At 71.9% G+C, this 22,203-nt stretch carries 15 protein-coding genes and 1 pseudogene; 11 read left to right on the top strand and 5 right to left on the bottom strand.

The window, feature by feature from the left end; genetic code table 11:
* The first annotated feature begins 464 nt into the window (after positions 1-464).
* The 3 genes from ACWFQ8_RS04165 (at position 465) to ACWFQ8_RS04175 (ending at position 3,984) form a co-directional block, all read left to right on the top strand.
* Positions 465-1,565, top strand: a complete 1,101-nt coding sequence (locus tag ACWFQ8_RS04165; protein ID WP_453784629.1) for a protein phosphatase 2C domain-containing protein — start codon at positions 465-467, stop codon at positions 1,563-1,565.
* Between the two features lie 75 nt (positions 1,566-1,640).
* Positions 1,641-3,383 (top strand): pyruvate dehydrogenase, encoded by a 1,743-nt coding sequence (locus ACWFQ8_RS04170; RefSeq protein ID WP_453784630.1) that lies wholly within the window; start codon positions 1,641-1,643, stop codon positions 3,381-3,383.
* Positions 3,384-3,594: 211 nt separating this feature from the next.
* On the top strand, positions 3,595-3,984 hold the full coding sequence (locus ACWFQ8_RS04175; RefSeq protein WP_453784869.1) for an ATP-binding protein: 390 nt from the start codon (positions 3,595-3,597) through the stop codon (positions 3,982-3,984).
* A gap of 76 nt (positions 3,985-4,060) precedes the next feature.
* On the opposite strand, the gene ACWFQ8_RS04180 is transcribed toward ACWFQ8_RS04175, so the two are convergent.
* The gene (locus ACWFQ8_RS04180; protein WP_453784631.1) at positions 4,061-5,146 is read right to left on the bottom strand and encodes a DUF2637 domain-containing protein; all 1,086 of its coding nucleotides are present in this window, start codon (positions 5,144-5,146) and stop codon (positions 4,061-4,063) included.
* Positions 5,147-5,337: 191 nt separating this feature from the next.
* Positions 5,338-6,213 (bottom strand): (2Fe-2S)-binding protein, encoded by an 876-nt coding sequence (locus ACWFQ8_RS04185; RefSeq protein WP_453784632.1) that lies wholly within the window; start codon positions 6,211-6,213, stop codon positions 5,338-5,340.
* Between the two features lie 138 nt (positions 6,214-6,351).
* Here ACWFQ8_RS04185 and ACWFQ8_RS04190 point away from each other — a divergent pair, with 138 nt between their 5' ends.
* Positions 6,352-7,050, top strand: coding sequence for a GntR family transcriptional regulator (locus tag ACWFQ8_RS04190; RefSeq protein WP_453784633.1), 699 nt, complete (start codon positions 6,352-6,354; stop codon positions 7,048-7,050).
* A 109-nt stretch (positions 7,051-7,159) separates the two neighbouring features.
* Here the strand turns inward: ACWFQ8_RS04190 and ACWFQ8_RS04195 are convergent, their stop codons facing one another.
* Together ACWFQ8_RS04195 and ACWFQ8_RS04200 are read right to left on the bottom strand one after the other, a co-directional pair.
* A complete protein-coding gene (locus tag ACWFQ8_RS04195) occupies positions 7,160-7,951 on the bottom strand; it encodes a hypothetical protein (RefSeq protein WP_453784634.1) in 792 nt (263 codons plus the stop codon).
* A 187-nt stretch (positions 7,952-8,138) separates the two neighbouring features.
* On the bottom strand, positions 8,139-9,824 hold the full coding sequence (locus ACWFQ8_RS04200; RefSeq protein ID WP_453784635.1) for a PucR family transcriptional regulator: 1,686 nt from the start codon (positions 9,822-9,824) through the stop codon (positions 8,139-8,141).
* A 254-nt stretch (positions 9,825-10,078) separates the two neighbouring features.
* On the opposite strand from ACWFQ8_RS04200, the gene ACWFQ8_RS04205 reads away from it, so the two are divergent.
* The 6 genes from ACWFQ8_RS04205 to ACWFQ8_RS04230 all read left to right on the top strand — a co-directional run bounded on the left by ACWFQ8_RS04205 (position 10,079) and on the right by ACWFQ8_RS04230 (position 18,529).
* Positions 10,079-10,975, top strand: coding sequence for an FAD binding domain-containing protein (locus tag ACWFQ8_RS04205; RefSeq protein WP_453784636.1), 897 nt, complete (start codon positions 10,079-10,081; stop codon positions 10,973-10,975).
* A 2-nt stretch (positions 10,976-10,977) separates the two neighbouring features.
* A complete protein-coding gene (locus ACWFQ8_RS04210) occupies positions 10,978-11,598 on the top strand; it encodes a (2Fe-2S)-binding protein (RefSeq protein WP_453784637.1) in 621 nt (206 codons plus the stop codon).
* A 2-nt stretch (positions 11,599-11,600) separates the two neighbouring features.
* The gene (locus ACWFQ8_RS04215; protein WP_453784638.1) at positions 11,601-14,006 is read left to right on the top strand and encodes a xanthine dehydrogenase family protein molybdopterin-binding subunit; all 2,406 of its coding nucleotides are present in this window, start codon (positions 11,601-11,603) and stop codon (positions 14,004-14,006) included.
* Between the two features lie 317 nt (positions 14,007-14,323).
* Positions 14,324-15,787 carry an NCS2 family permease gene (locus tag ACWFQ8_RS04220; protein ID WP_453784639.1) on the top strand — a complete coding sequence of 488 codons (1,464 nt, stop codon included), beginning with the start codon at positions 14,324-14,326 and terminating at the stop codon, positions 15,785-15,787.
* Between the two features lie 104 nt (positions 15,788-15,891).
* Complete coding sequence (locus ACWFQ8_RS04225; protein ID WP_453784640.1) at positions 15,892-17,055, top strand: XdhC family protein; 1,164 nt, start codon at positions 15,892-15,894, stop codon at positions 17,053-17,055.
* A gap of 217 nt (positions 17,056-17,272) precedes the next feature.
* The gene (locus ACWFQ8_RS04230) at positions 17,273-18,529 is read left to right on the top strand and encodes a YncE family protein (protein ID WP_453784641.1); all 1,257 of its coding nucleotides are present in this window, start codon (positions 17,273-17,275) and stop codon (positions 18,527-18,529) included.
* A gap of 77 nt (positions 18,530-18,606) precedes the next feature.
* Here the strand turns inward: ACWFQ8_RS04230 and ACWFQ8_RS04235 are convergent, their stop codons facing one another.
* Positions 18,607-20,823, bottom strand: a complete 2,217-nt coding sequence (locus ACWFQ8_RS04235) for a terpene synthase family protein (protein ID WP_453784642.1) — start codon at positions 20,821-20,823, stop codon at positions 18,607-18,609.
* A 388-nt stretch (positions 20,824-21,211) separates the two neighbouring features.
* Here ACWFQ8_RS04235 and ACWFQ8_RS04240 point away from each other — a divergent pair.
* Positions 21,212-22,093 (top strand): annotated as a pseudogene (locus ACWFQ8_RS04240) (acyltransferase family protein); the annotation flags it as partial.
* Between the last annotated feature and the right edge of the window lie 110 nt (positions 22,094-22,203).

Consider the following 22,203-nt stretch of genomic DNA (forward strand, 5'->3'; position numbering starts at 1 on the left):
CGCCCACCGTGCCTGCGCCCGGGCCGCCGGCCGCGCCCGTCGTGCCCCCAGCCGGGCCGCCGCCCGCGCGGGCTGTGCCTGCGGCCGGCCCACCGGTTCCGCCCGCTGTGCCTGCGGCCGGCCCACCGGCCTCGCCCCCGTCCCCCGTGCCTGCGTCCGGGCCGCCGCCCGCGCCCGCCGTGCCTGGGTCGGGGCCGCCGCCCGCGCCCGTCGCGCCCGCGTCCGGGCCGACGTATCCGCCGCCCGCAGCCGGGCCGCCGCCCGCGCGGGCTGTGCCTGCGGCCGGCCCACCGGATCTGCCCACCGCGCCCGCGGCCGGGCCGCCCGCCGTGCCTGCGTCCGGGCCGTCGACGCCTGCGGCCGGGCCGCCGCACCACCCTGCGGGCCGGTCGTCGCCCGGGCAGGCGGCGGCCGGGGCGCCCTACGGGGTGCTGCCGCCGCCGCGGGATCCGCGGGAGGGCGGGGTGACCGGGTACGCGCTCGGCGGTGTCGACGTGCCACCCGTACGGGAGCCCGGGCCCGGGGCCGTAGCGGAGTCCGAGCCGCCGGTGCGGCGCGGGGAGGCGCCGCGCGAGGACGCCCCCGCCCCGCCGGCGCAGCCCCCCGCCCCGCCGGCGCAGCCCCCGGCGGCTCCGGCACCGTCCGTCGCCAGGCCCGAGGTACGGCACCTCGGCGACCGCGCCCCCACCTACGCCGCCGAGCCGGGCGCGCTGCCGCCCGCCGATCCGGGCGCCGTCCACGCCCTCACCCCCGACACCGTCCTGGAGGGCGCGCGCTACGGCACGTACACCCTGCGCGCCGCCTCCCTGCGCGGGGACTCCGCCCGCTACCGGGGCGAGTCCCGCCGGGACTTCCTGCTCACCGCCCGCTTCGGCAGCGGCGACGACGCCCTGGTCCTGGTCGCCCTCGCCGGCGGCGACCGCGCCGCACCCGGCGCGGCGGAGGCCGCCGCCGAGCTGTGCCGCACGGTCGCGGCGGCCGTCGGGCGCAGCCAGGAGCGGCTGGCCGAGGACATCCGGGCCGGCCGGCGCGACGCCCTGCGCTCGGGGCTCCAGCGGCTCACCGACCGGGGGTACGGCCGACTGCGCGCCCGCGCCGCCGAGCTGGGACTCCCGGAGACCGCGTACTCCGCCGGGATGCGCGGGCTGCTCCTCCCGGTGGACCCGCAGTGCCGGACCCGGGTGTGCTTCGGCGCCGGCGCCGGCGGGCTCTTCCGGCTCCGCGGGGGCCGCTGGCAGGACCTGGAACCCGCCGGAACGGCGGAGACCGCACCGGCCACCGCCGCCGCACCCGGCGCGACCGCCGAAGCGGCCGCGGCCGCCGCCCCCGCCGAGCCCGCCGAGTTCCGGTTCCGCGCTTCCGTGGCCCGGCCCGGAGACACCCTCCTGCTGTGCACCGGCGGCCTCGCGGAGCCGATGCGGGAGGAGGCGGCGCTGTCGGCCGAGCTGGCCGCACGCTGGGCCGAGCCGGAGCCGCCCGGGCTCGCGGCCTTCCTCGCGGACACCCAGCTCCGCCTCAAGGGCTACGCCGACGACCGCACCGCCGCCGCGGTCTGGGAGGCGTAACCGGCGCATGCGTGGCTGGATGGGAGGCACACGTCCCGCAGGACAGGACCGCAGACCGCGAAGGGTGCCCCCCTCATGGCCAAGCAGAACGTGGCGGAACAGTTCGTCGACATCCTCGTACGCGCCGGCGTGCGCCGGATGTACGGAGTCGTCGGCGACAGCCTCAATCCCGTGGTGGACGCGATCCGCCGGACCGGCGACATCGAATGGATCCAGGTCCGCCACGAGGAGACGGCCGCCTTCGCGGCGGGCGCCGAGGCCCAGATCACCGGCCGCCTCGCCGCCTGCGCGGGCTCCTGCGGGCCCGGCAACCTGCACCTGATCAACGGCCTGTACGACGCCCAGCGGTCGATGGCCCCCGTCCTCGCGCTGGCCTCGCACATCCCCTCCGGCGAGATCGGGCTCGGCTACTTCCAGGAGACCCACCCCGACCAGCTCTTCCGGGAGTGCAGCCACTACAGCGAGCTGATCTCCAACCCGCGCCAGATGCCCCGCCTGCTCCAGACGGCCGTGCAGCACGCCATCGGCCGCAGCGGGGTCAGCGTGGTCGCCCTGCCGGGTGACGTCGCCTCCCTCCCGGCGCCCGAGAAGGCGGTGGAGAACGCGCTCGTCACGGCCCGGCCGACGGTGCGTCCCGGCGAAGGGGAGATCGAGAAGCTGGTCCGGCTCGTCGACGAGGCCGACAAGGTCACGCTCTTCTGCGGCAGCGGGACCGCCGGGGCGCACGCCGAGGTGATGGAGTTCGCCGGCCGGGTCAAGGCGCCCGTCGGGCACGCCCTGCGCGGCAAGGAGTGGATCCAGTACGACAACCCGTACGACGTCGGGATGAGCGGACTGCTCGGATACGGTGCGGCCTACGAGGCCACGCACGAGTGCGACCTGCTGATCCTGCTCGGCACGGACTTCCCGTACAACGCCTTCCTGCCCGACGACGTGAAGATCGTCCAGGTGGACATCAGACCCGAGCACCTGGGCCGCCGCTCCCGGCTGGACCTGGGCGTCTGGGGAGACGTACGGGAGACGCTGCGCGCCCTGAACACCCGGGTCAGGGCCAAGACCGACCGGCGCTTCCTCGACCGGATGCTGAAGAAGCACGCGGACGCGCTGGAGGGCGTGGTCAAGGCCTACACCCGCAAAGTGGAGAAGCACACGCCGATCCACCCCGAGTACGTCGCCTCGGTGCTGGACGAACTCGCGGACGAAGACGCCGTGTTCACCGTCGACACCGGCATGTGCAATGTGTGGGCGGCGCGCTATCTTTCCCCGAACGGCAAGCGCCGCATCATCGGCTCCTTCAGTCACGGCTCCATGGCCAACGCCCTCCCGCAGGCCATCGGCGCGCAGTTCACCGACCGGAACCGTCAAGTGGTCTCGATGTCGGGTGACGGCGGGTTCTCTATGCTGATGGGAGATTTCCTCACCCTGGTGCAGTACGACCTGCCCGTCAAAGTGGTCCTCTTCAACAACTCATCCCTCGGAATGGTCGAGTTGGAGATGCTGGTTTCCGGCCTTCCCTCCTACGGGACCACGAACAAGAATCCCGACTTCGCCGCGATCGCACGTGCGGCGGGCGCGTACGGGGTCCGCGTGGAGAAGCCCAAGCAGCTCACGGCGGCTTTGAAGGACGCTTTCCGGCACAAGGGACCGGCTCTGGTGGACGTGGTGACCGACCCCAACGCCCTGTCGATCCCGCCCAGGATCAGCGCCGACATGGTGACCGGATTCGCACTGTCGGCCAGCAAGATCGTGCTGGACGGGGGAGTGGGCCGGATGCTCCAGATGGCTCGATCCAACCTCCGCAACGTGCCCCGCCCGTAACCCCGAAGGAGTGCGGACCGGCCCGGGGGGCATGCATCCCGTAGGCCTGTTCGAGGGGCCGTCCGTTCCGGAGGAATGACGGGGGAGGTACATCGCCGTGCGGGTGGGGGCGAAGACCGGGAAGCTGTGGAAGAGAGGGCAGCCGGTACCGCGCGAGCCGTCCGCCACCGAGGACGGGGACACCGTGGACGCGCTCCGCATCACCCGGAGCGTGCGCCGGGCCGATCTGAAAGCGGTGGGCGAAGTCCGCAGGGCCGCACGGGAGTTGATGCGCCACCGGTGCAGGGCCGACGCCGCCGAGGCGGCGGAGCTGCTGATCACCGAACTGGTGACCAACGCCCTCGTCCACACCGACCAGGGCGCCGAGGTGAGCGTGATCCTGCGTGCCACCCGCCTGCGGGTGGAGGTCCGGGACTACGCCGCCCGCCGGCCCCGACCGCACGTACCGACCGCCGACGACGGTACGCACGGCCGGGGACTGGTGCTGGTGCAGGCGCTCGCCGACGCCTGGGGCGTGGATGCGCCGGCCCCGGACGGCAAGGTGGTGTGGTTCGAGCTGGAGGGCGCTCGCGACGGGGTGTACGAAGGAGGACCCGCCTGATCGGGCGGGCCCTCCCGGCCGTACGGGGTCCGGTGGGCCGGCGGAGTCCGGGGACGCCGCGGCTGCCGGGGTCCCGTCAGCCGAACTGCTGCTCCAGGTCCTTCAGTTTGCGCTCCAGCGAGTCGAGCCGGGGAATGGTCTGGGTGTCGTCCTCGGCGGTGAGGTCCACCGTGCGGGGGCCCGTCACCTCAGTGGACTCGGTTCGGTTCACGGCCTGGAGGGAGGGCCGGCCGGAGCCCCCGCCCAGGGGCAGCCGCGGAAGTGACGGCAGGTGTCCCGGGTCCGCTATGGCCGGCTCCGCGCCGACCGGCGCGGAGCCCGTTCCGGGGGCCAGCCCCGGCATGTCGCCCTCGCGGGCGCGTGCCCGGCCGAAGGCCCGGTTCTGGCGCCCCAGTGCCTTGATGTGCGCGCGGTCCAGCCGGTGCTGCTCCCGCCTGCGGTGGCGGTCCCGCTCCTTCTCCTTCTTGTCCTCGCGCACCTCGTCCACGGCCTCGTCGAGGGTGCGGACCCCCTCCAGCAGCATCAGCGACCAGGCGCCGAAGGTCTCCCGGGGTGCCCGCAGCCAGCGGACCATCCGGATCTGCGGCAGCGGCCGGGGGATCAGGCCCTGCTCGCGCAGGGCCGCCCGGCGGGTCTGCTTGAGGGCGCGGTCGAAGAGGACGGCCGCCGAGAGCGACATCCCGGCGAAGAACTGCGGTGCCCCGTCGTGGCCGAGACCCCGGGGCGCGTGCACCCAGTTGAACCAGGCGGCGGCGCCCGCGAACAGCCAGACCAGCAGGCGGGAGCCGAGCGCGGCGTCCCCGTGGCTGGCCTCGCGCACGGCGAGCACCGAGCAGAACATGGCGGCGCCGTCGAGGCCGAAGGGGACCAGGTACTCCCAGCCCCCGGTGAGGTTGAGGTTCTGCCGGCCGAAGCCGACCAGCCCGTGGAAGGAGAGCGCGGCGGCGACCGCCGCGCAGCAGAAGAGCAGGACGTACGAGGCGGTCCCGTAGACGGCTTCCTTGCGCCGTCTGCGTTCCTCGCTGCGCTCCCAGCTGTCCTCGGCCGCGGCCTTCTCGCTCTCCCGCCTGCCCCGGGCCAGTACCGCAACTGCCGCAAGTACGCCCAGGATCAGCAGGCTGCCGGGCAGCAACCAGTCCAGCGATATGTCGGTCAGTCTCATGCGGATGTCCCTTGCCTCGCGTATGCGGCTTTCCGGGCGCCATAGTGGCGCAGCCGGCCGGCCGTGCACGCGGGTTTCGGGTCAAGTGGACGCCAACGGGGGGCGGGGCCCGCCGGATAGGGTGTTGTCCTTCGAACTGGTGCCCGTGGAACGGGAATTCAGTTCGATTACGGCCACCCCTACGGGTGGGTTCAGGCGGTGGCGGCCGCCGTGAGCCGGGCGACGCGGTCCGCGTCGCAGGTCCGGGGGCAGGTCACGCAGGTGTCCTGCGGGCGGATCGTGTAGAAGAAGCAGCAGCCGGCCCGGTCCCGCGTGGGCAGCTCCGTGCCGTCCGGCCCGGTGAGCGTACGGAATCCCGCGCTCCCCGTGTACGGGGCGGTCGAGCCGGGCAGCAGTGCCTCCAGCTCGGACATGGCCCGCCCCTCCTCGCCGAGCAGGTGCCCGATGTACCAGAGGCTCTCGACGAGCTCGTCGGTCGCCATGCCCCACAGGGCCCGGCGGCCGCGCCGCATGCGCGGGCCGAAACCTTCCAGCACGGCGCCGAGGTGCTCGGCCACCGCCGCCCGCACCTCGTCGCGCAGCGCTGCCTCGTCGGGCACGACCCGGGCCCCGGGCAGAGCGGCCGCCGGGTCGTCCGGCAGGCAGGCGAAGGCCTCCGCGCGGACGGCCATCCGGCCGAGCGTCCGGTGGAAGGCGACGTCGGCGACGGGCAGCCGGGGCACCCGCCGGTGCAGGAACCACGGCATGGTGATCAGCAGGCAGGCGGGCCACGCGTAGCGGTGCAGCCCGAAGCCCGCGATGACATCGGGGCGGGCCCGCTGCCCGTAGTCCCTCAGCACCTGGGCGTCGTCCCAGGCGAGGAAGGCGTCCAGGGCGGCGCCGCCCGCCGCGAGCTCGTCCGCGCCGACCCATCCCGCACCGCGAGGGCCGGGTTCGTGCGCGGCCAGCTCCATCACCCGCAGCCCGCTGAAGACCTCGCCCAGCCGTGCGTACGCGTCCGCCATCGGCGAGCCGGTCGGGGCGGAACGGACGCTCGGCGGGGCACTGGGTGCACCGACGGAAGCCATGACGGACATGACGAACCACCGAATCACGCGATCGTTAACAGGTAAGCCTTACCTTACCTGATCAGTGGTGATCCGTCTCCTCCCGGCCCCGGCCGCGTCACCTATCCTCGGAGAGGTCGAAACCGGTAGGAGGACCGAGTGCACGACGCGGCCCACGCCACCGTAGAGACACACCCGTCGGTCCCGACGCAGAAGACACCCGGAACCCCCCGGCGCGTACTGCGCCATTCGGTGCGCGGGCAGATCCTGGACGCCCTGCGGGCGGCGCTGATCAACGGCGAGCTGGTCCCCGGGGAGATCTACTCGGGCCCGGCCCTCGGGGAGCGCTTCGGCGTCTCCGCGACCCCCGTGCGCGAGGCGATGCAGCAGCTGGCCCTGGAAGGGGCGGTGGAATGCCTGCCGAACCGGGGCTTCCGCGTCCTGGCGCGCACCCCGCGGGACCTCGCCGAGCTGGCCGAGGTCCGGGCACTGCTGGAGGTCCCCGTCATGCTGCGCCTGGCCCGTACGGTGCCGCCGGCCACCTGGGAGGCCCTGCGCCCGGCGGCGGCGGCCACCGCCGAGGCGGCGGCGGCCGGTGACGTACCCGGCTACGCGGACGCGGACCGGGCCTTCCACCGGGAGGTCCTGGCACTCGCCGGGAACAGCCGGCTGGTCGAGGTGGCGGAAGAACTCCACCGCCGCGCCCAGTGGCCCCTCCCGGGCGCTCCGCAGGTGCGGCGGGCGGATCTCGTCGCCGACGCGGCGGAGCACGCGGCGCTGCTGGAGTCGTTGATCGCGGGGGACCTCGCGGTCGTGGAGTCCCTCGTGCGCGAGCACTTCGCGGGTGCGTCGGCCTGACCCCGGGGGCCCCGCCCCGCGCCTCGAACGCCGGCGGGGCCGGACCTGCCGCCCGTCGAGGCGCGGCGTCCGGGGCCCCCGTGTCGGTACGGCGGCCGGGAGTCGGGAGCTACGCCGCAGGCGAAGGGGCGGGCGGGGTCGGCTGGAGTTGGTCCGCCAGCCATGTCGGGATGCCGCCCAGCAGGTGGAACAGCCGCCGCGCCTCAGCCCGCAGCCGGGCCGCCTCCGGCTCCGGTTCGGCCTCGGCCAGCGCCGCCAGCGCCGGGGCGGTACCGATCAGGAAGCCCAGTTCCTCCCGGATCCGCAACGACTCCGCGAAGCCCTTGCGCGCCTCCGCCACCTCGCCCTCCCGCAGGGCCAGCGCGGCCAGGTGGCGCCACGTGAACGACAGCAGCAGCGTGTCCCCGTGGGCCAGTGCCCCCGCGTGGGCCCGCCGGTAGGCCGGCCGGGCCGACTGCGGGGCGTCCGCCAGGTGCTCGGCCACCAGCCCGCGGCGGAAGTCCATCAGCGGCCGGGTCCGGGAGCCCGGCGGCAGCAGCGCCGCAGCCCGGCCCAGCGCCGAGCGGGCCTCGTCGGCCCGGTCCCGGACGCCCAACACGGTGGCTGCGTAGGCCAGTTGGCCCCGCTCGCAGGCGGCCGCCCCCCGGTCCTCGTCGTCCTGCGCGACCGCCTCGGCGATCCGCAGCGCGTCCTCCGCCTCGGCCCACCCCTGCCCCGTGAACAGGCAGCGCTCGACCAGCAGCGCCGTGCGCTGCACGGCGGCTCCGGCGTGTTCCACGTGCGGTGTCAGCAGCGCCGCCGCGTCGGTCCAACAGCCGCGCGAACGCAGCCGCCATATCGCCCGCTGGAGGGGGTCGTCCCCTCCGGTCGTTCCGGCACCCGACATGGCGGTATCCGCCACATTGCCCTCCCCAAAGCAACCAAGCAGCACATCGTTGAGCCCTGGGGCGAAATGAGAGCACGAATGGACCAGCTCGGCCAAGGGGTCGGGTGAACTCTTTCACAAAGTCCTGAAACCGCGTCGGCCGCCTCCGGCCGGATGCGGCCGGTCCGGGGGTGGATCGGGGGTGGATCAGGGGTGGATCGGCTCAGCTCATGCGCAGTGCGAGGAAGAAGTCGAGCTTGTCCTCCAGCCGCGAGAGGTCCCGCCCCGTCAACTGCTCGATTCGCCCTACCCGGTACCGCAACGTGTTGACGTGCAGGTGCAGCCGCGTGGCGCACCGGGTCCACGAACCGTCGCAGTCCAGGAAGGCCTCCAGGGTCGGGATGAGCTCCGCGCGGTGGCGCCGGTCGTAGTCCCGCAGCGGGTCCAGCAGCCGGGCCGTGAAGGCGCGCCGCACGTCGTCCGGTACGAACGGCAGCAGCAGGACGTGCGAGGCGAGCTCGTGGTGGCCCGCCGCGCAGACCCGGCCGGGACGTGCCGCGGCGACCCGGCGGGCGTGCCGGGCCTCCTCCAGCGCCCCGCGCAACCCCTCGGCGGAGTGCACGGCCGCGCTGACGCCCAGGGTGAGCCGGCCGTCGTCGGCGAGGCCCGCCGCCAGGGGGTCGCGTACGGCCGCCAGCAGCGTGTCGGCGTGCAGGGCGCCGACGGGGCCCTTGTCCTCCCCGTCGACGGACAGCGCGGGCAGCGGGACGAGCGCGATGGCCTCGTCACCCGAGTGGGCCACCGCGAGCCGGTCGGAGGGCTCGGGACCCGGGCCCTGCGACCGGCTCGGGTCGACGAGGATCTCCTCCAGCAGCGACTGGGCCACCGGACCGCCGGGGATGTCCCCGCCGTCCCAGTCGACCCGCGCCACGACGACCTGCCAGTGCGGCGCGGCGCCCACGCCGGGCAGCAGCACCGGGGCCGCCACCCGCAGCCGGGCGGCGATCTCGGCGGGCGGAGCACCCGTCTGGACCAGTTCCAGCACTTCTTGTGCCAGGCGGCGGCGCACCGTGCGCGCCGCGTCGCGCCGGTCGCGTTCGACGGCGATCAGCTGCGTGACGCCCTGGAGCAGGTCGAGGCGCTCCGCGGGCCAGTCGCCCGCGTCCGCCTCGACGGCCAGCAGCCAGTCCGACAGCACGCTCTCGCGCACGTCCCGGGTGGCCGTTCCGGCTGCTCCGCGCCCGTGTCCCCGGATCGGGAAGAGCGAGTAGGTAATACCCTGGATGGAGATCCGGTGCGGTCCCCTGCGGCCCGTCCGGACCGCCGCGAGGTGCTCGCTCGCCAGTGCTGCGCAGACGCCCGGTGCCAGCGGCTCGCCCGCCCCGGCGATCTGCCGGCCGGTGGGGGACAGCACCCAGGCCCGGAGATCGAGGTCGGTGGTGAGCAGATCCAGCACCACGTCGGGTCCGCCGCCGGCCGGACCCGACGTCATGAGGCGGCGGTGGCGGTCCACGACCGCCGCGAGATCGCCCGCGCGCTCTCCCGAGACCTGGCGCACCACGTACTCGGTGATGGTGGCGAATGCAACGTCTTCGTTCACGGCGAACAGCGGCAGCCGGTTGCGCCGACAGGCTGATACCAGATCGTCGGGGATGTCCCCGAGCTCCGCTTCACCCGCCGCGAGGCCCGCCACGCCCGCGCTCGCGAGGATTCGTACGAACGGCTCGGAGTCGGCTGAATTTCTTCGCCATGCCAGGCCGGTGAGGACGAGCTCGCCCCCTGTGAGGTATCGGCTGGGATCACGCAGGTCGGTCGTCATGACCCCGCGGACCGTCCGGTCGAGTTCGTCCTCGCCGCCCAGCAGCCGCAGCCCCAGCGCCTCGGTTTCCAGCAGTGCGCGCAGCCGCATGATGTCGCCGCCGATCTGTCTCGAATGTTGCCGTTGGAAATCGGGCAGGTGGTTGCATCCTGCCTTTCATACGAATCTACAAGACGGGAGAGGCCGCCAGCCAACTCCTTCATGGTTTCGGTGACTGCACCCGAGGGACACGTGGCTTGTGTACTGGCTCCACACCGCGTTAACAGCACGTGAACGTCCAGTCGAGGGCCGTTGGGCCTCCTGGCTTGAAGTGAACGACCCGATTGAGAAGAAGAGAGCCACACATGGACTTCCTTCGCCCCGCCAGCTGGGAGGAGGCGCTCGCCGCTAAGGCCGAGTTCCCCTCAGCTGTGCCGATTGCGGGTGGCACCGATGTGATGGTCGAGATCAACTTCGACCACCGTCGGCCGGAGTACCTCCTGGACCTGAACCGCATCGGCCTGCTGCGGGAGTGGGAGGTCGGCGAGGACGTGGTTCGTCTGGGCGCCTCCGTCCCGTACACCCAGATCATGGAGAACCTCCGCACGGATCTTCCGGGTCTCGCGCTCGCCTCGCACACGGTCGCGTCCCCGCAGATCCGCAATCGCGGCGGCGTCGGCGGCAACCTCGGTTGCGCCTCGCCGGCCGGCGACTCGCACCCCGCGCTCCTCGCGGCCGGGGCCGAGGTCGAGGTGGAGTCCGTACGCGGCTCCCGCCTGATCCCGATCGACGAGTTCTACACCGGCGTCAAGCGCAACGCGCTCGCCGCCGACGAGCTCATCAAGACCGTCCACATCAAGAAGGCGGACGGCCCCCAGCAGTACTCCAAGGTCGGCTCGCGCAACGCGATGGTCATCGCGGTGTGCGCGTTCGGTCTGGCGCTGCACCCGCAGACCCGCACGGTCCGTACCGGCATCGGCTCCGCCGCGCCGACCCCGATCCGGGCGAAGGCCGCCGAGGAGTTCCTGAACGCCGCGCTCGAAGAGGGCGGCTTCTGGGAGTCCGGCAAGGTCATCACTCCGTCGATCGCCAAGCAGTTCGGTGACCTCGCCTCCGGCGCGGCCAACCCGATCGACGACGTCCGCGGCACGGCGAAGTACCGCCGTCACGCGGTCGGCATCATGGCTCGCCGCCAGCTCGTCTGGACCTGGGAGCAGTACCGCGGTACCGGCAACGGCCGCTCGCTTGAAGGGGCTGCGTAATCATGCGCGTCAATTTCACTGTCAACGGTCGTCAGCAGGAAGCCGACGACGTGTGGGAGGGCGAGTCCCTTCTCTACGTGCTGCGTGAGCGTCTGGGCCTGCCCGGCTCGAAGAACGCCTGCGAGCAGGGCGAGTGCGGTTCCTGCACCGTCCGTCTCGACGGGGTGCCGGTCTGTTCGTGTCTGGTGGCCGCCGGCCAGGTCGAGGGTCGCGACGTCGTGACCGTCGAGGGCCTGGCGGACTTCGCCAAGCAGCGCGACGAGCACGGCCACGGCGGTGCCTGCGGCACCGGCGGCGGCTGCGGCGGCAAGGGCGGAGTCTCCCTGGACGCGGCCAAGCAGTGGCAGGCGCACGGTGGCGGCCGGGCGGGCGACTCGCAGACCGGCGACGGCGCCCCGCTCTCCACCATCCAGCAGGCGTTCATCGACGCCGGCGCCGTCCAGTGCGGTTTCTGCACCCCGGGCCTGCTGGTCCAGGCGGACGCGCTGCTGGAGGAGAACCCCTCCCCGTCCGACCAGGACATCCGTGAGGCCCTCTCCGGCAACCTGTGCCGCTGCACGGGCTACGAGAAGATCCTCGACGCGGTCCGCCTCGCGGCCGCCCGTCAGGCAGAGGCGGTCTGACCATGGCTCAGAACACGCGCACGGTTCCGGCGGGTACGCCGACCAACGTCACGCAGAAGCACACCAAGGGCGGCATCGGCGAGTCCACGCTGCGCCCGGACGGCACCCTCAAGGTCACCGGCGAGTTCGCGTACTCCTCGGACATGTGGCACGAGGACATGCTGTGGGGCCAGACCCTGCGCAGCACCGTCGCCCACGCCGAGATCGTCTCCATCGACGTCTCCGAGGCGCTCGCCATGCCCGGCGTCTACTCGGTGCTGACGTACGACGACCTGCCGGCCGAGATGAAGAACTACGGCCTGGAGATCCAGGACACCCCGGTCCTCGCCAACGGCCGGGTACGCCACCACGGTGAGCCGGTCGCCCTCGTGGCCGCCGACCACCCGGAGACCGCCCGCCGCGCGGCCGCCAAGATCAAGATCGACTACCGCGAGCTGCCGCTCGTCACGGACGAGGCCTCCGCCCTCGCCGAGGGCGCGCCGCTGATCCACGAGGACCGCGACGACCACCACATCGGTCATGTCCCGCACCCGAACATCGTGCACCGCCAGCCGATCATCCGCGGCAACGTGGAAGAGGCCCGCAAGCGCGCCGACGTCATCGTCGAGGGCGAGTACACCTTCGGCATGCAGGACCAGGCCTTCCTCGGCCCGGAGTCCGGCCTGGCCGTGCCCTCCGAGGACGGCGGCGTCGAGCTGTACGTCGCGACCCAGTGGCTGCACTCGGACCTCAAGCAGATCGCGCCCGTCCTCGGCCTGCCCGAGGAGAAGGTGCGCATGACGCTCTCCGGCGTCGGCGGTGCCTTCGGCGGTCGCGAGGACATCTCGATGCAGATCCACGCCTGCCTCCTGGCCCTGGCCACGAACAAGCCGGTCAAGATCGTCTACAACCGGTTCGAGTCCTTCTTCGGCCACGTGCACCGCCACCCGGCGAAGCTCTACTACGAGCACGGCGCCACCAAGGACGGCAAGCTCACGCACATGAAGTGCAAGATCGTCCTGGACGGCGGCGCCTACGCGTCGGCCTCCCCGGCGGTCGTGGGCAACGCGTCCTCCCTCTCGGTCGGTCCGTACGTCCTGGAGGACGTGGACATCGAGGCGATCGCGCTCTACACGAACAACCCGCCCTGCGGCGCGATGCGCGGCTTCGGCGCCGTCCAGGCCTGCTTCGCGTACGAGGCCCAGATGGACAAGCTCGCGGCCCGGCTGGGCATGGACCCGGTCGAGTTCCGCCAGCTGAACGCCATGGAGATGGGCACGGTCATGCCCACCGGCCAGGTCGTGGACGCGCCGGCGCCCGTCGCCGAGCTGCTGCGCCGGGTCAAGTCCCGCCCGCTGCCGCCGGAGCGCCAGTGGGAGTCGGCCGGGGAGGGCGCGGACGTCCGCGCGCTGCCGGGCGGTCTGTCCAACACCACCCACGGCGAGGGCGTCGTCCGCGGCGTCGGCTACGCGGTCGGCATCAAGAACGTCGGCTTCTCCGAGGGCTTCGACGACTACTCCACCGCCCGCGTGCGCCTGGAGGTCATCAACGGCGAGCCCGTCGCCATGGTCCACACGGCCATGGCGGAGGTCGGCCAGGGCGGCATCACCGTCCACGCGCAGATCGCCCGTACCGAGCTGGGTGTCACGCAGGTGACCATCCACCCGGCCGACACGCAGGTCGGCTCCGCCGGCTCCACGTCCGCCTCGCGGCAGACGTACATGACCGGCGGCGCCGTGAAGAACACCTGTGAGGCCGTCCGCGAGGCCGTCCTGGAGATCGGCCGCCGCAAGAAGGGCTCGTACCACCCCGCGTGGGCGACCGCCGAGCTGCTGCTCGAAGGCGGAAAGGTCGTCACCGACGGCGGGGAGGTCCTCGCGGACCTGGCCGACGTCCTGGAGGGCGAGGACGCGATCGACCTGGAGCTGGAGTACCGGCACCACCCGACCGTCCCGTTCGACCTGGTCACCGGTCAGGGCAACGGCCACGTCCAGTACACCTTCGCCGCGCACCGCGCGGTCGTCGAGGTGGACACCGAGCTCGGCCTGGTCAAGGTCGTCGAGCTCGCCACCGCTCAGGACGTCGGCAAGGCGCTCAACATGCTCTCCGTGGTCGGCCAGATCCAGGGTGGTACCACCCAGGGCCTCGGCGTCGCGATCATGGAGGAGATCATCGTGGACCCGAAGACCGCGAAGGTGCGCAACCCCTCCTTCACGGACTACCTCATCCCGACCATCCTCGACACCCCGACCATCCCGGTCGACGTCCTGGAGCTCGCCGACCCCAAGGCCCCGTACGGCCTGCGGGGTATGGGCGAGGCCCCGACCCTCTCGTCCACCCCGGCCGTCCTCGCGGCGATCCGGCAGGCGACCGGTCTGGAGCTCAACAAGACGCCGATCCGTCCGGAAGCCCTCACCGGCACCCTCTAGGACGGCACGGTCCGGGGGCCGAGAGGCCCCCGGACCCCCTCGACTTCCGGGTGGTGCGACGCGGGAACGTCACACCTTCCAGTCGCACCGCCCGGAGCACGGAGTACCGCACCGCTCGCGGTCCCCCCACCTCGCAGTACCCCCGCGAGGACCCCCACGTAGTACCAGCGGTCACCCCCGCACTACCCGCAGTACACGCAGTGAACATTCGCGTCGCCTCGGGCCGTCACCCCGGGTCGTGCAGCCAACGCAGTTCCCAAATCCCGCGTCTCCAATCTTTATGCGGGTGCCCCTTTGAACCTTGGGAGTCAGGCACCATGACCCAGTCGTCTGTGGAGCCCAAGACCACCGCGGAAGAGGCCGGCGACGGCTCTCGTCCCCCCGCGGGGCGTTCTTGGCTCGATCGGTATTTCCACATAACCCACAGAGGATCCAACGTCGGCAACGAAGTTCGTGGCGGCATCACGACCTTCATGGCCATGGCGTACATCCTCCTGCTCAACCCGCTGCTCCTCTCGGGCAAGGACGCCGCGGGCACCCTGATGGACGGATCGGCGATCATCACCGCCACCGCCTTCGCCGCCGCCGTCACGACGCTCCTCATGGGCTTCGTCGGCAAGGTCCCGCTCGCGCTCGCCGCGGGTCTCTCCGTGTCCGGCGTGCTCGCCTCGCAGGTGGCGCCGCAGATGACCTGGCCGCAGGCCATGGGCATGTGCGTGGTCTACGGCGTCGTGATCTGTCTCCTGGTCGTCACCGGCCTCCGCGAGATGATCATGAATGCGATCCCGCTCGCGCTCAAGCACGCCATCACCATGGGCATCGGCCTCTTCGTCGCCCTGATCGGCTTCGTCAAGGCCGGCTTCGTCGGCAACGGCGGGGAGTTCATGCCCCCCGTCCAGCTCGGTGCGACCGGTGAACTGTCCGGCTGGCCCGTGCTGCTCTTCGCCGTCACCCTGATCGCCATCTTCATGCTCCAGGCCCGCAAGGTGCCCGGCGCGATCCTGATCGGCATCGTCGGTGGCACCGTCCTGGCCGCGATCCTCAACGCCATCGTGGACATCGACCCGAAGGCCTGGAAGAACGGCCCGCCGGTGCTCGACGGCTCCGCGATCTCGATGCCGGACTTCTCGCTCTTCGGCGACGTCTCCTTCGGCGGCTGGGGCGACGTCGGCTACATGACGGTCGCCATGATCGTCTTCACGCTGGTGCTCGCCGGCTTCTTCGACGCCATGGCGACCATCATCGGCGTCGGTACCGAGGCCAAGCTGGCCGACGACAAGGGCCGCATGCCGGGCCTGTCCAAGGCGCTGTTCATCGACGGCGCCGGTGGCGCCATCGGTGGCGTCGCGGGCGGCTCCGGCCAGACCGTGTTCGTCGAGTCCGCGACCGGCGTCGGCGAGGGAGCCCGCACGGGCCTCGCCTCCGTCGTCACCGGCCTGTTCTTCGCCGCCTGCCTCTTCTTCACCCCGATCACGCAGATCGTCCCGGGTGAGGTCGCCTCCGCGGCCCTGGTCGTCATCGGCGCGATGATGATGCAGAACGCCCGCCACGTGGACTGGGCCGAGACCTCGACCGCGATCCCGGTCTTCCTCACCGTCGTGATCATGCCGTTCACGTACTCGATCACCGCTGGTGTCGCCGCGGGCGTCATCTCCTACGTCGCCATCAAGGTCGCTCAGGGCAAGGCGCGCGAGATCGGCGGTTTCATGTGGGTGCTGACCGCCGTCTTCGTGGTGTTCTTCGCCCTGCACCCGATCGAGGGCTGGCTCGGGGTCGGCTGACCCGGGCCGTCTGGCGGTCCGACCGTCCGACCGTCCTGAGCACACGAAAACCGCACGCTCCACGTATCAGATACTGGAATCCGAACCCCTCCGAGGAGGCCCCCATGCTGGACATCGCCGAAGAACTGAACCGGTGGGTCGAGCAGGGACGTGACTTCGCCGTCGCCACGGTCGTGGCGGTCGGCGGGAGCGCGCCCAGGCAGCCCGGGGCGGCCCTCGCCGTCGACGGCGAAGGCACGGCCATCGGCTCGGTCTCCGGCGGATGCGTGGAGGGTGCGGTGTACGAGCTGTGCCGGCAGGCGCTGGAGGACGGCGAGACCGTCCGGGAGCGCTTCGGCTACAGCGACGACGACGCCTTCGCCGTCGGTCTGACCTGCGGCGGGATCATCGACATCCTGGTCACCCCGGTTCCCGTGGGCTCTCCCGTACGGGAGGTGCTCGCCGCCGGTCTGGCCGCCGCCGCCCGCGGGGAGGCGGCGGCGGTCGCCCGGATAGCGCAGGGGCCGGCCGAGCTGATGGGCCGCGCCGTGCTCGTCCGTACCGAGGGCGCCCACCGGGGCGGCTTCGGCGGACACCCCGAGCTGGACCGCACCATCGCCGCAGAGGCCCGCGCCATGCTCGACGCCGGCCGGACCGGCGTACTGGAGATCGGCGCCGACGGCCGCCTCTGCGGAGAGCCGCTCGAAGTGCTGGTCGAGTCCAGCGTGCCGCCGCCGCGGATGCTCGTCTTCGGCGCCATCGACTTCGCCTCCGCCCTGGTGCGGATCGGCACGTTCCTGGGCTACCGGGTGACCGTGTGCGACGCGAGGCCCGTCTTCGCGACGAAGGCCCGCTTCCCCGAGGCGGACGAGGTCGTCGTCGACTGGCCGCACAGCTACCTGGAGGCCCAGGCGCGGGCAGGAGCCGTCGACGGCCGGACCGTCCTGTGCGTCCTCACCCACGACGCCAAGTTCGACGTCCCGCTCCTCGAACTGGCCCTCAGGCTTCCCGTCGCCTACGTCGGCGCCATGGGCTCCCGCCGCACCCACGAGGACCGCAACAAGCGGCTGCGCGAGGTCGGTGTGACCGAGCTCGAACTGGCCCGGCTGCGCTCCCCGATCGGCCTGGACCTCGGCGCCCGCTCCCCGGAGGAGACCGCGCTGTCCATCGCCGCCGAGATCGTGGCCAACCGCCGCGGCGGCAGCGGGGCGGCCCTCACCGGGGCGCACATCCCGATCCATCCCGACGTCTCGAACACGGTGGTGGGGCGGATCGGCTCCGTCGCTTGACGGAACGAGGGCCGCGGCACGCGAGGGCCGCGGCACGCGACGGCCGCGGGCGAGACGGCCGCGCACATGACGGCCGCGCGCGATGGTACGCGTGACGGCCGTACGCGAAAAAAGGGCGCACCCCGCGGGGGTTGCGCCCTTTCGGCGTTCCCCCTATTTTACCGGCCGGTAATCGGAGGCGCTTTCTCCGTCCCTTCCCCGCAACGGAGTTGAACGGATGTTACGTACCGTGCGAAGCCTCGGCGTGCTCGCCGCGGCCGCCCTGCTCGCCGCCGTCCCGGCGGCGTCCGGCCAGGCCGCCCCCGCCGCCGCTCCCGCGGGCGGCCTGCGCCAGGTGTTCTTCGTCGGGAACAACTGGGAGGGCACCGCGGACGTCCTCGCCTCGACCGGCACCCTCGCCAAGATCGGCCGCATCGATGTGATCCCCGACAAGGAGGAGCGGCTGCGGGAGATCTACCTCAACCCCGTGAAGCTCGCCTTCTTCCTGGGCATCCGCACCACCGCCGGCGAGGGCCACGACCAGTTCGTGGACGACATGTACACCACTCCGGACGGCTCGGCCGTGGTCGTCTCCCGTCCCAGCTTCGCCGACGTCGTCTCCCTCGACCTGGGCACGGGCCGCATCAACTGGCGCTTCCCGGTCGCCGGTCACCGCTCCGACCACATGGCCGTGTCCCCGGACGGCACCCGCGTTGCGGTGTCCGCCTCCACCGCCAACACCGTGCACGTCCTGGACATCGCCACCGGCCGCCAGGTGGGCTCCTTCGGCACCGGCGACAAGCCGCACGAGAACACCTTCACCCGTGACGGCCGTTTCCTGTGGAACAGCTCCATCGGTGAGGTGAACACCGCTCTCGACGCGCCCTGGCTGGACTGGACGAAGGGCGACCGGAAGATCACCGTGGTCGACGCGCAGACCTTCCGCACGGTGCGGGTGATCGACATGCGCGAGCGGCTCGACGCCTTCGGCCGCTCCGACCTCTCCGATTCCGTCCGTCCGGTCGCCTTCAGCCCCGACGAGTCGAAGTTCTACTTCCAGGTCTCGTTCTTCAACGGATTCCTGGAGTACGACGTGGCCACCGACCGGATCACCCGCCTCAAGACCCTCCCCGCGAATCCGGCCACCAGCACCGACCGCACCACCTGGGTCAACGACTCCCGTCACCACGGCATGTCCATGAGCCCGGACGGCTCCAAGCTGTGCATCGCCGGCACCATGGACGACTACGCCACCGTCGTGGACCGCGCCACGCTCACCGAGGGGCCGCTGGTCCCCGCCTCCAAGCCGTACTGGGCCACGGTCGACGGCGACGGCACGGGCTGCGTGATCTCCGAGAGCGGCGCCGACCGGGTCACGGCCATCGACTTCGCCACCGGGGCCAAGCGGGTGTCCGTCCCCGTCGGCGACCACCCGCAGCGCGTGCGGCTGGGCCACGTCCCGGCCGGCTGGACCGGTCCGGCCCGTACGGGTTGACCGGGGCGGGGCGGGGCGGGGCAGGGCGGTCGGGGCAGGGCGGTGCGGGGGCGGGCGGACCGCCCCCGCACCCGGGATCAGGCGGGCAGGGAGATCCGGGCGGCCGACATGCCGAAGCCGTTGCCGAGTACCCCGGTGGACAGCTGACCGGGCAACCGGTGCAGGTCCTCCTCGCGGTAACGACGGCACTTCTGATGCCAGTTGAGGATGCCCGAGAGCCAGTCCTGGAGCTCGCCGACGTACGCGTCGAGCCCGGCCCGGGCCTCGGCGTCCAGCTTCCAGTCGTCGTAGAGCACCGGCAGCTGATGGGCGACGATGTGCTCGAACTCCTCGGTGCGCCGGGTCATCAGCGAGTGGCAGATGTGCAGCGCCTCGGGGTAGTCGAGGTCGAAGAAGTTGCGGGTGACCAGGACGTAGTTGTGGACCTCGCCCTCGACCTCCACCTCCTTCTGGTAGGAGAAGATGTCGTTGATCATGCAGGCGGTGTCGGCGGCCGCGTTCTCCAGGGACCGGATGGTCCCGGAGGCGTAGATCTCGTCCGGGATGCCGCGCCCGGCCTGGCCGAGCCGGCACAGGTACATCGTGAGGTGCGAGCCGAAGGTGTGCCGGCGCATCTCGGCGTAGTCCACGGGGTCCGGGATGCGGTTCTGGATCTGGTTCTCCACCTCCCACAGCCAGCTCTCCACCATGGACACGAGGGTGGCCCGGAACTCGGCCCGGACGGTCGGGGCCATGCTCTCGCTGGTACGCACCCACAGGTCGGCGAGTGCGCGTTCCATCGCGGTCAGCGGCGTGCCCTGTTCGGCGTGGTCGACCGGGATCAAGGAGACGAGCCGCGCCGTGGCGGCCTTGGCGGCGGCCAGGTTCTTGGTGTGGGCGAAGACCACCGGGTAGTAGTCGTCCCCGTACGTGCCCCAGGTCAACCAGCAGGCGTTGAGGAGCAGTGCCTCGGGCGTCGCGTCGGGGTCGATCCCGGCCGAGCAGAGCGCGAAGTCGTAGCCGCGCATCTTCGCCTCGGTCCAGATCGCGGATCCGGGGTCGCCCGGCTGCGGGTCCAGCAGGCCCATCCGCCGGGCCCAGCCGACGGAGCCCTCGCGGGCGTGGTCCAGGTGCGGGCTGAGGCTGAGCTCGAACGGCATGTAGACGTCCGGGATCACGGACGGGCCGGTGCGCTCGAAGGGGACGTGGGTGAAGGACCGGCGGCGCATCTCCATCGAGCGCCGGTTGAAGACGGACCGCAGGTCGAGGGCGGTGCTGCCCAGCCCGGTCGGCAGGAAGGGCAGGGTGAGCGGGCCGGTGGTCCGGGCGCCCTTGTTCATGTACCGGCTGGAGACCATGTGCCACTCGTGCCCGCCGGACTGCCAGTCCTGCAGGCCCTTGGCGTAGGCGAGGACGGCGGCGATCTCCGCCGGGTTCATGGCGTGGTCCGCGAAGAGCGCGGGGAGCTCGACGAGCGCGGTCTGCTCGAACTGCTGGAGGCGGGAGGTGAGCAGGTCGTTCGAGGCCTCGGCCGCCGCCTGGGTGTCCCAGCCGAGGAAGGTCTCCAACACCAGGATCGCGTTGGAGAGTTCGCCCTCGTCGGCGACCTCGCGCTCGTAGGAGAAGATGTCGTTCCTGATGTGCACGGCGTCGGAGAAGGCGTCGCGCAGCACGGCGAGCGGCCGCGCGTGCGCGACGCGCGCCGGGACCTCGGCGGAGACGTACTCGATCAGACCGGCGGACCAGGGGGCGCCGCCGACCTTGCGGCGCATCTCGATGTATTCGAGCGGGTTCGCCACGCGGCCGATGTTGATGTTGGCGAGCTCCCACATGGACTCGTTGAGCAGGTTCTTCGTGGACAAGGAGAACCGTTCCCGCCAGTCCATCGACATGGCCGGGACGGTGCGCGCCCAGAGGTCGGCGAGTCCGGCCTCGACCGGATTGGTGGCCTCGGGGAAGCCGTGGGCGAGGTCCATCGGCATGAAGGCGGCGAGCTTCTCCAGGTACGCGCGGGCGCCCTCGCGGTCCTGCGAGCGCTTGTACATCTCCAGGAAGTGGTCGTCGAAGAAGAAGACCCACACGTACCAGTCGGTGACGAGGGAGAGCGCCTCGCCGTCGCAGTCGGGGTGGGTGTACGAGCACAGCAGCGCGTAGTCGTGGGAGTCGAGGTCGCTCTCCTCCCAGACGCCGGAACCCTCCAGCATGCCGAGGTCGCGTGCCCACCGCTTGGTGTGGACCCGGGCGTCCTCCAGGTGGGGGTTCAGTCGCGCCGGGTAGGGCACATAGAAGTCCGGCAGTTGGAACGGCTGCGTCACGACGGGGTCGGCCTTTCGTCCATGGGCGCGGGGGCCGGTGGTCCGACCCCCGCACGAGATCAGCAGTGCCCTACCCCTGGTGCCCGTGGGATAAGGGGAATTTCACTTCTTCAGGTGACGGACCCGTCGTTCCGCCGCGCGGGGGCCCGAGGCGGGGTAGCGCTCCGGTCCGGGCGGACGGCCCGCCCGCGCCCAGGGGGAACCGCGGGCCGGGGTCTCCGTTCACCGCACGAGCAGGGGCCTTAGTAGGATCTGCCGGGTGCTGAACCACCTGATACCGACCCCGGCCCGAGAGGCGGCTCCGGCGCCTGTTCCTGCGCCTGCTCCGGCGGCCGGGAAACGTCCACGGCTGGCGGCTTTGGACGGGCTGCGGCTGCTCGCTGCCCTTATGGTGGTTTTCCATCATTATGTCGGTTTCGGTGGTCACGCCGAAGCGTCCAAGAACGCCTGGACGAAGCCGGTGGATGTGGTGTTCCCCACTGCGTCCTGGCTGGCGTCCTACACCTGGACCGGCGTCGAGTTCTTCTTCATCATCAGCGGCTTCGTCATCTGCATGAGCAGCTGGGGCCGCAGCCTGGGCGACTTCTTCACCTCGCGGGTGGTCCGCCTCTATCCCGCGTACTGGTTCGCCGTTCTCGCCACGACGGCGGTGGTCACGCTCTGGCCGTTGGTCGTGCAGCCGCTGGGCGTGAAGGACGTGCTCCTGAACCTCACGATGCTCCAGGAGCCCTTCCGGGTCGGTTCGGTGGACGCCGTCTACTGGACGCTCTGGGTCGAGCTGCGCTTCTACCTGCTGTTCGCCCTGGTGGTGTGGAAGGGCGTCACCTACCGCCGGGTGGTGCTCTTCTGCGTGCTGTGGACCGTCGCCTCGGTGCTGGTGACCGCTGGGCGGGCGCCGTTCCTCGACTACATCGTGATGCCCGAGTACTCGCCCTACTTCATCGCGGGCGTCGCCATGTACTTGATGTACCGTTTCCGGCCGACCTTGCTGCTGTGGGGCATCATCGCGATCTCGTGGCTGTTCTCGGTCCGCCAGGTCAGTCTCTACAACGACGCTCTGGCGGTCGGCCTCGGCCGGACGATGGACTCCGAGCCGGCGATCGCGCTGATGACCCTGGGCTACCTGGTGATGATCGTCCTCGCCCTCGGCGGGCTGTCCTGGGTGCGCGGGAAGTGGCTCACCGTGGCGGGCGCGACCACGTATCCGCTCTACCTGCTCCACGAGCACATCGGCTGGACCGGCATCCGGCTGCTGCGCCACCACCTCTCCCCGTGGGTGCTGGTCGCCGTGATGACGCTCGGCATGCTCGTCGCCGCATGGCTCGTCCACCGCTTCGTGGAGCGCCCCTTGTCCGCCGTTCTCAAGCGCGGTCTCACCCG

This window comes from Streptomyces sp. NPDC055254 (assembly GCF_053606025.1).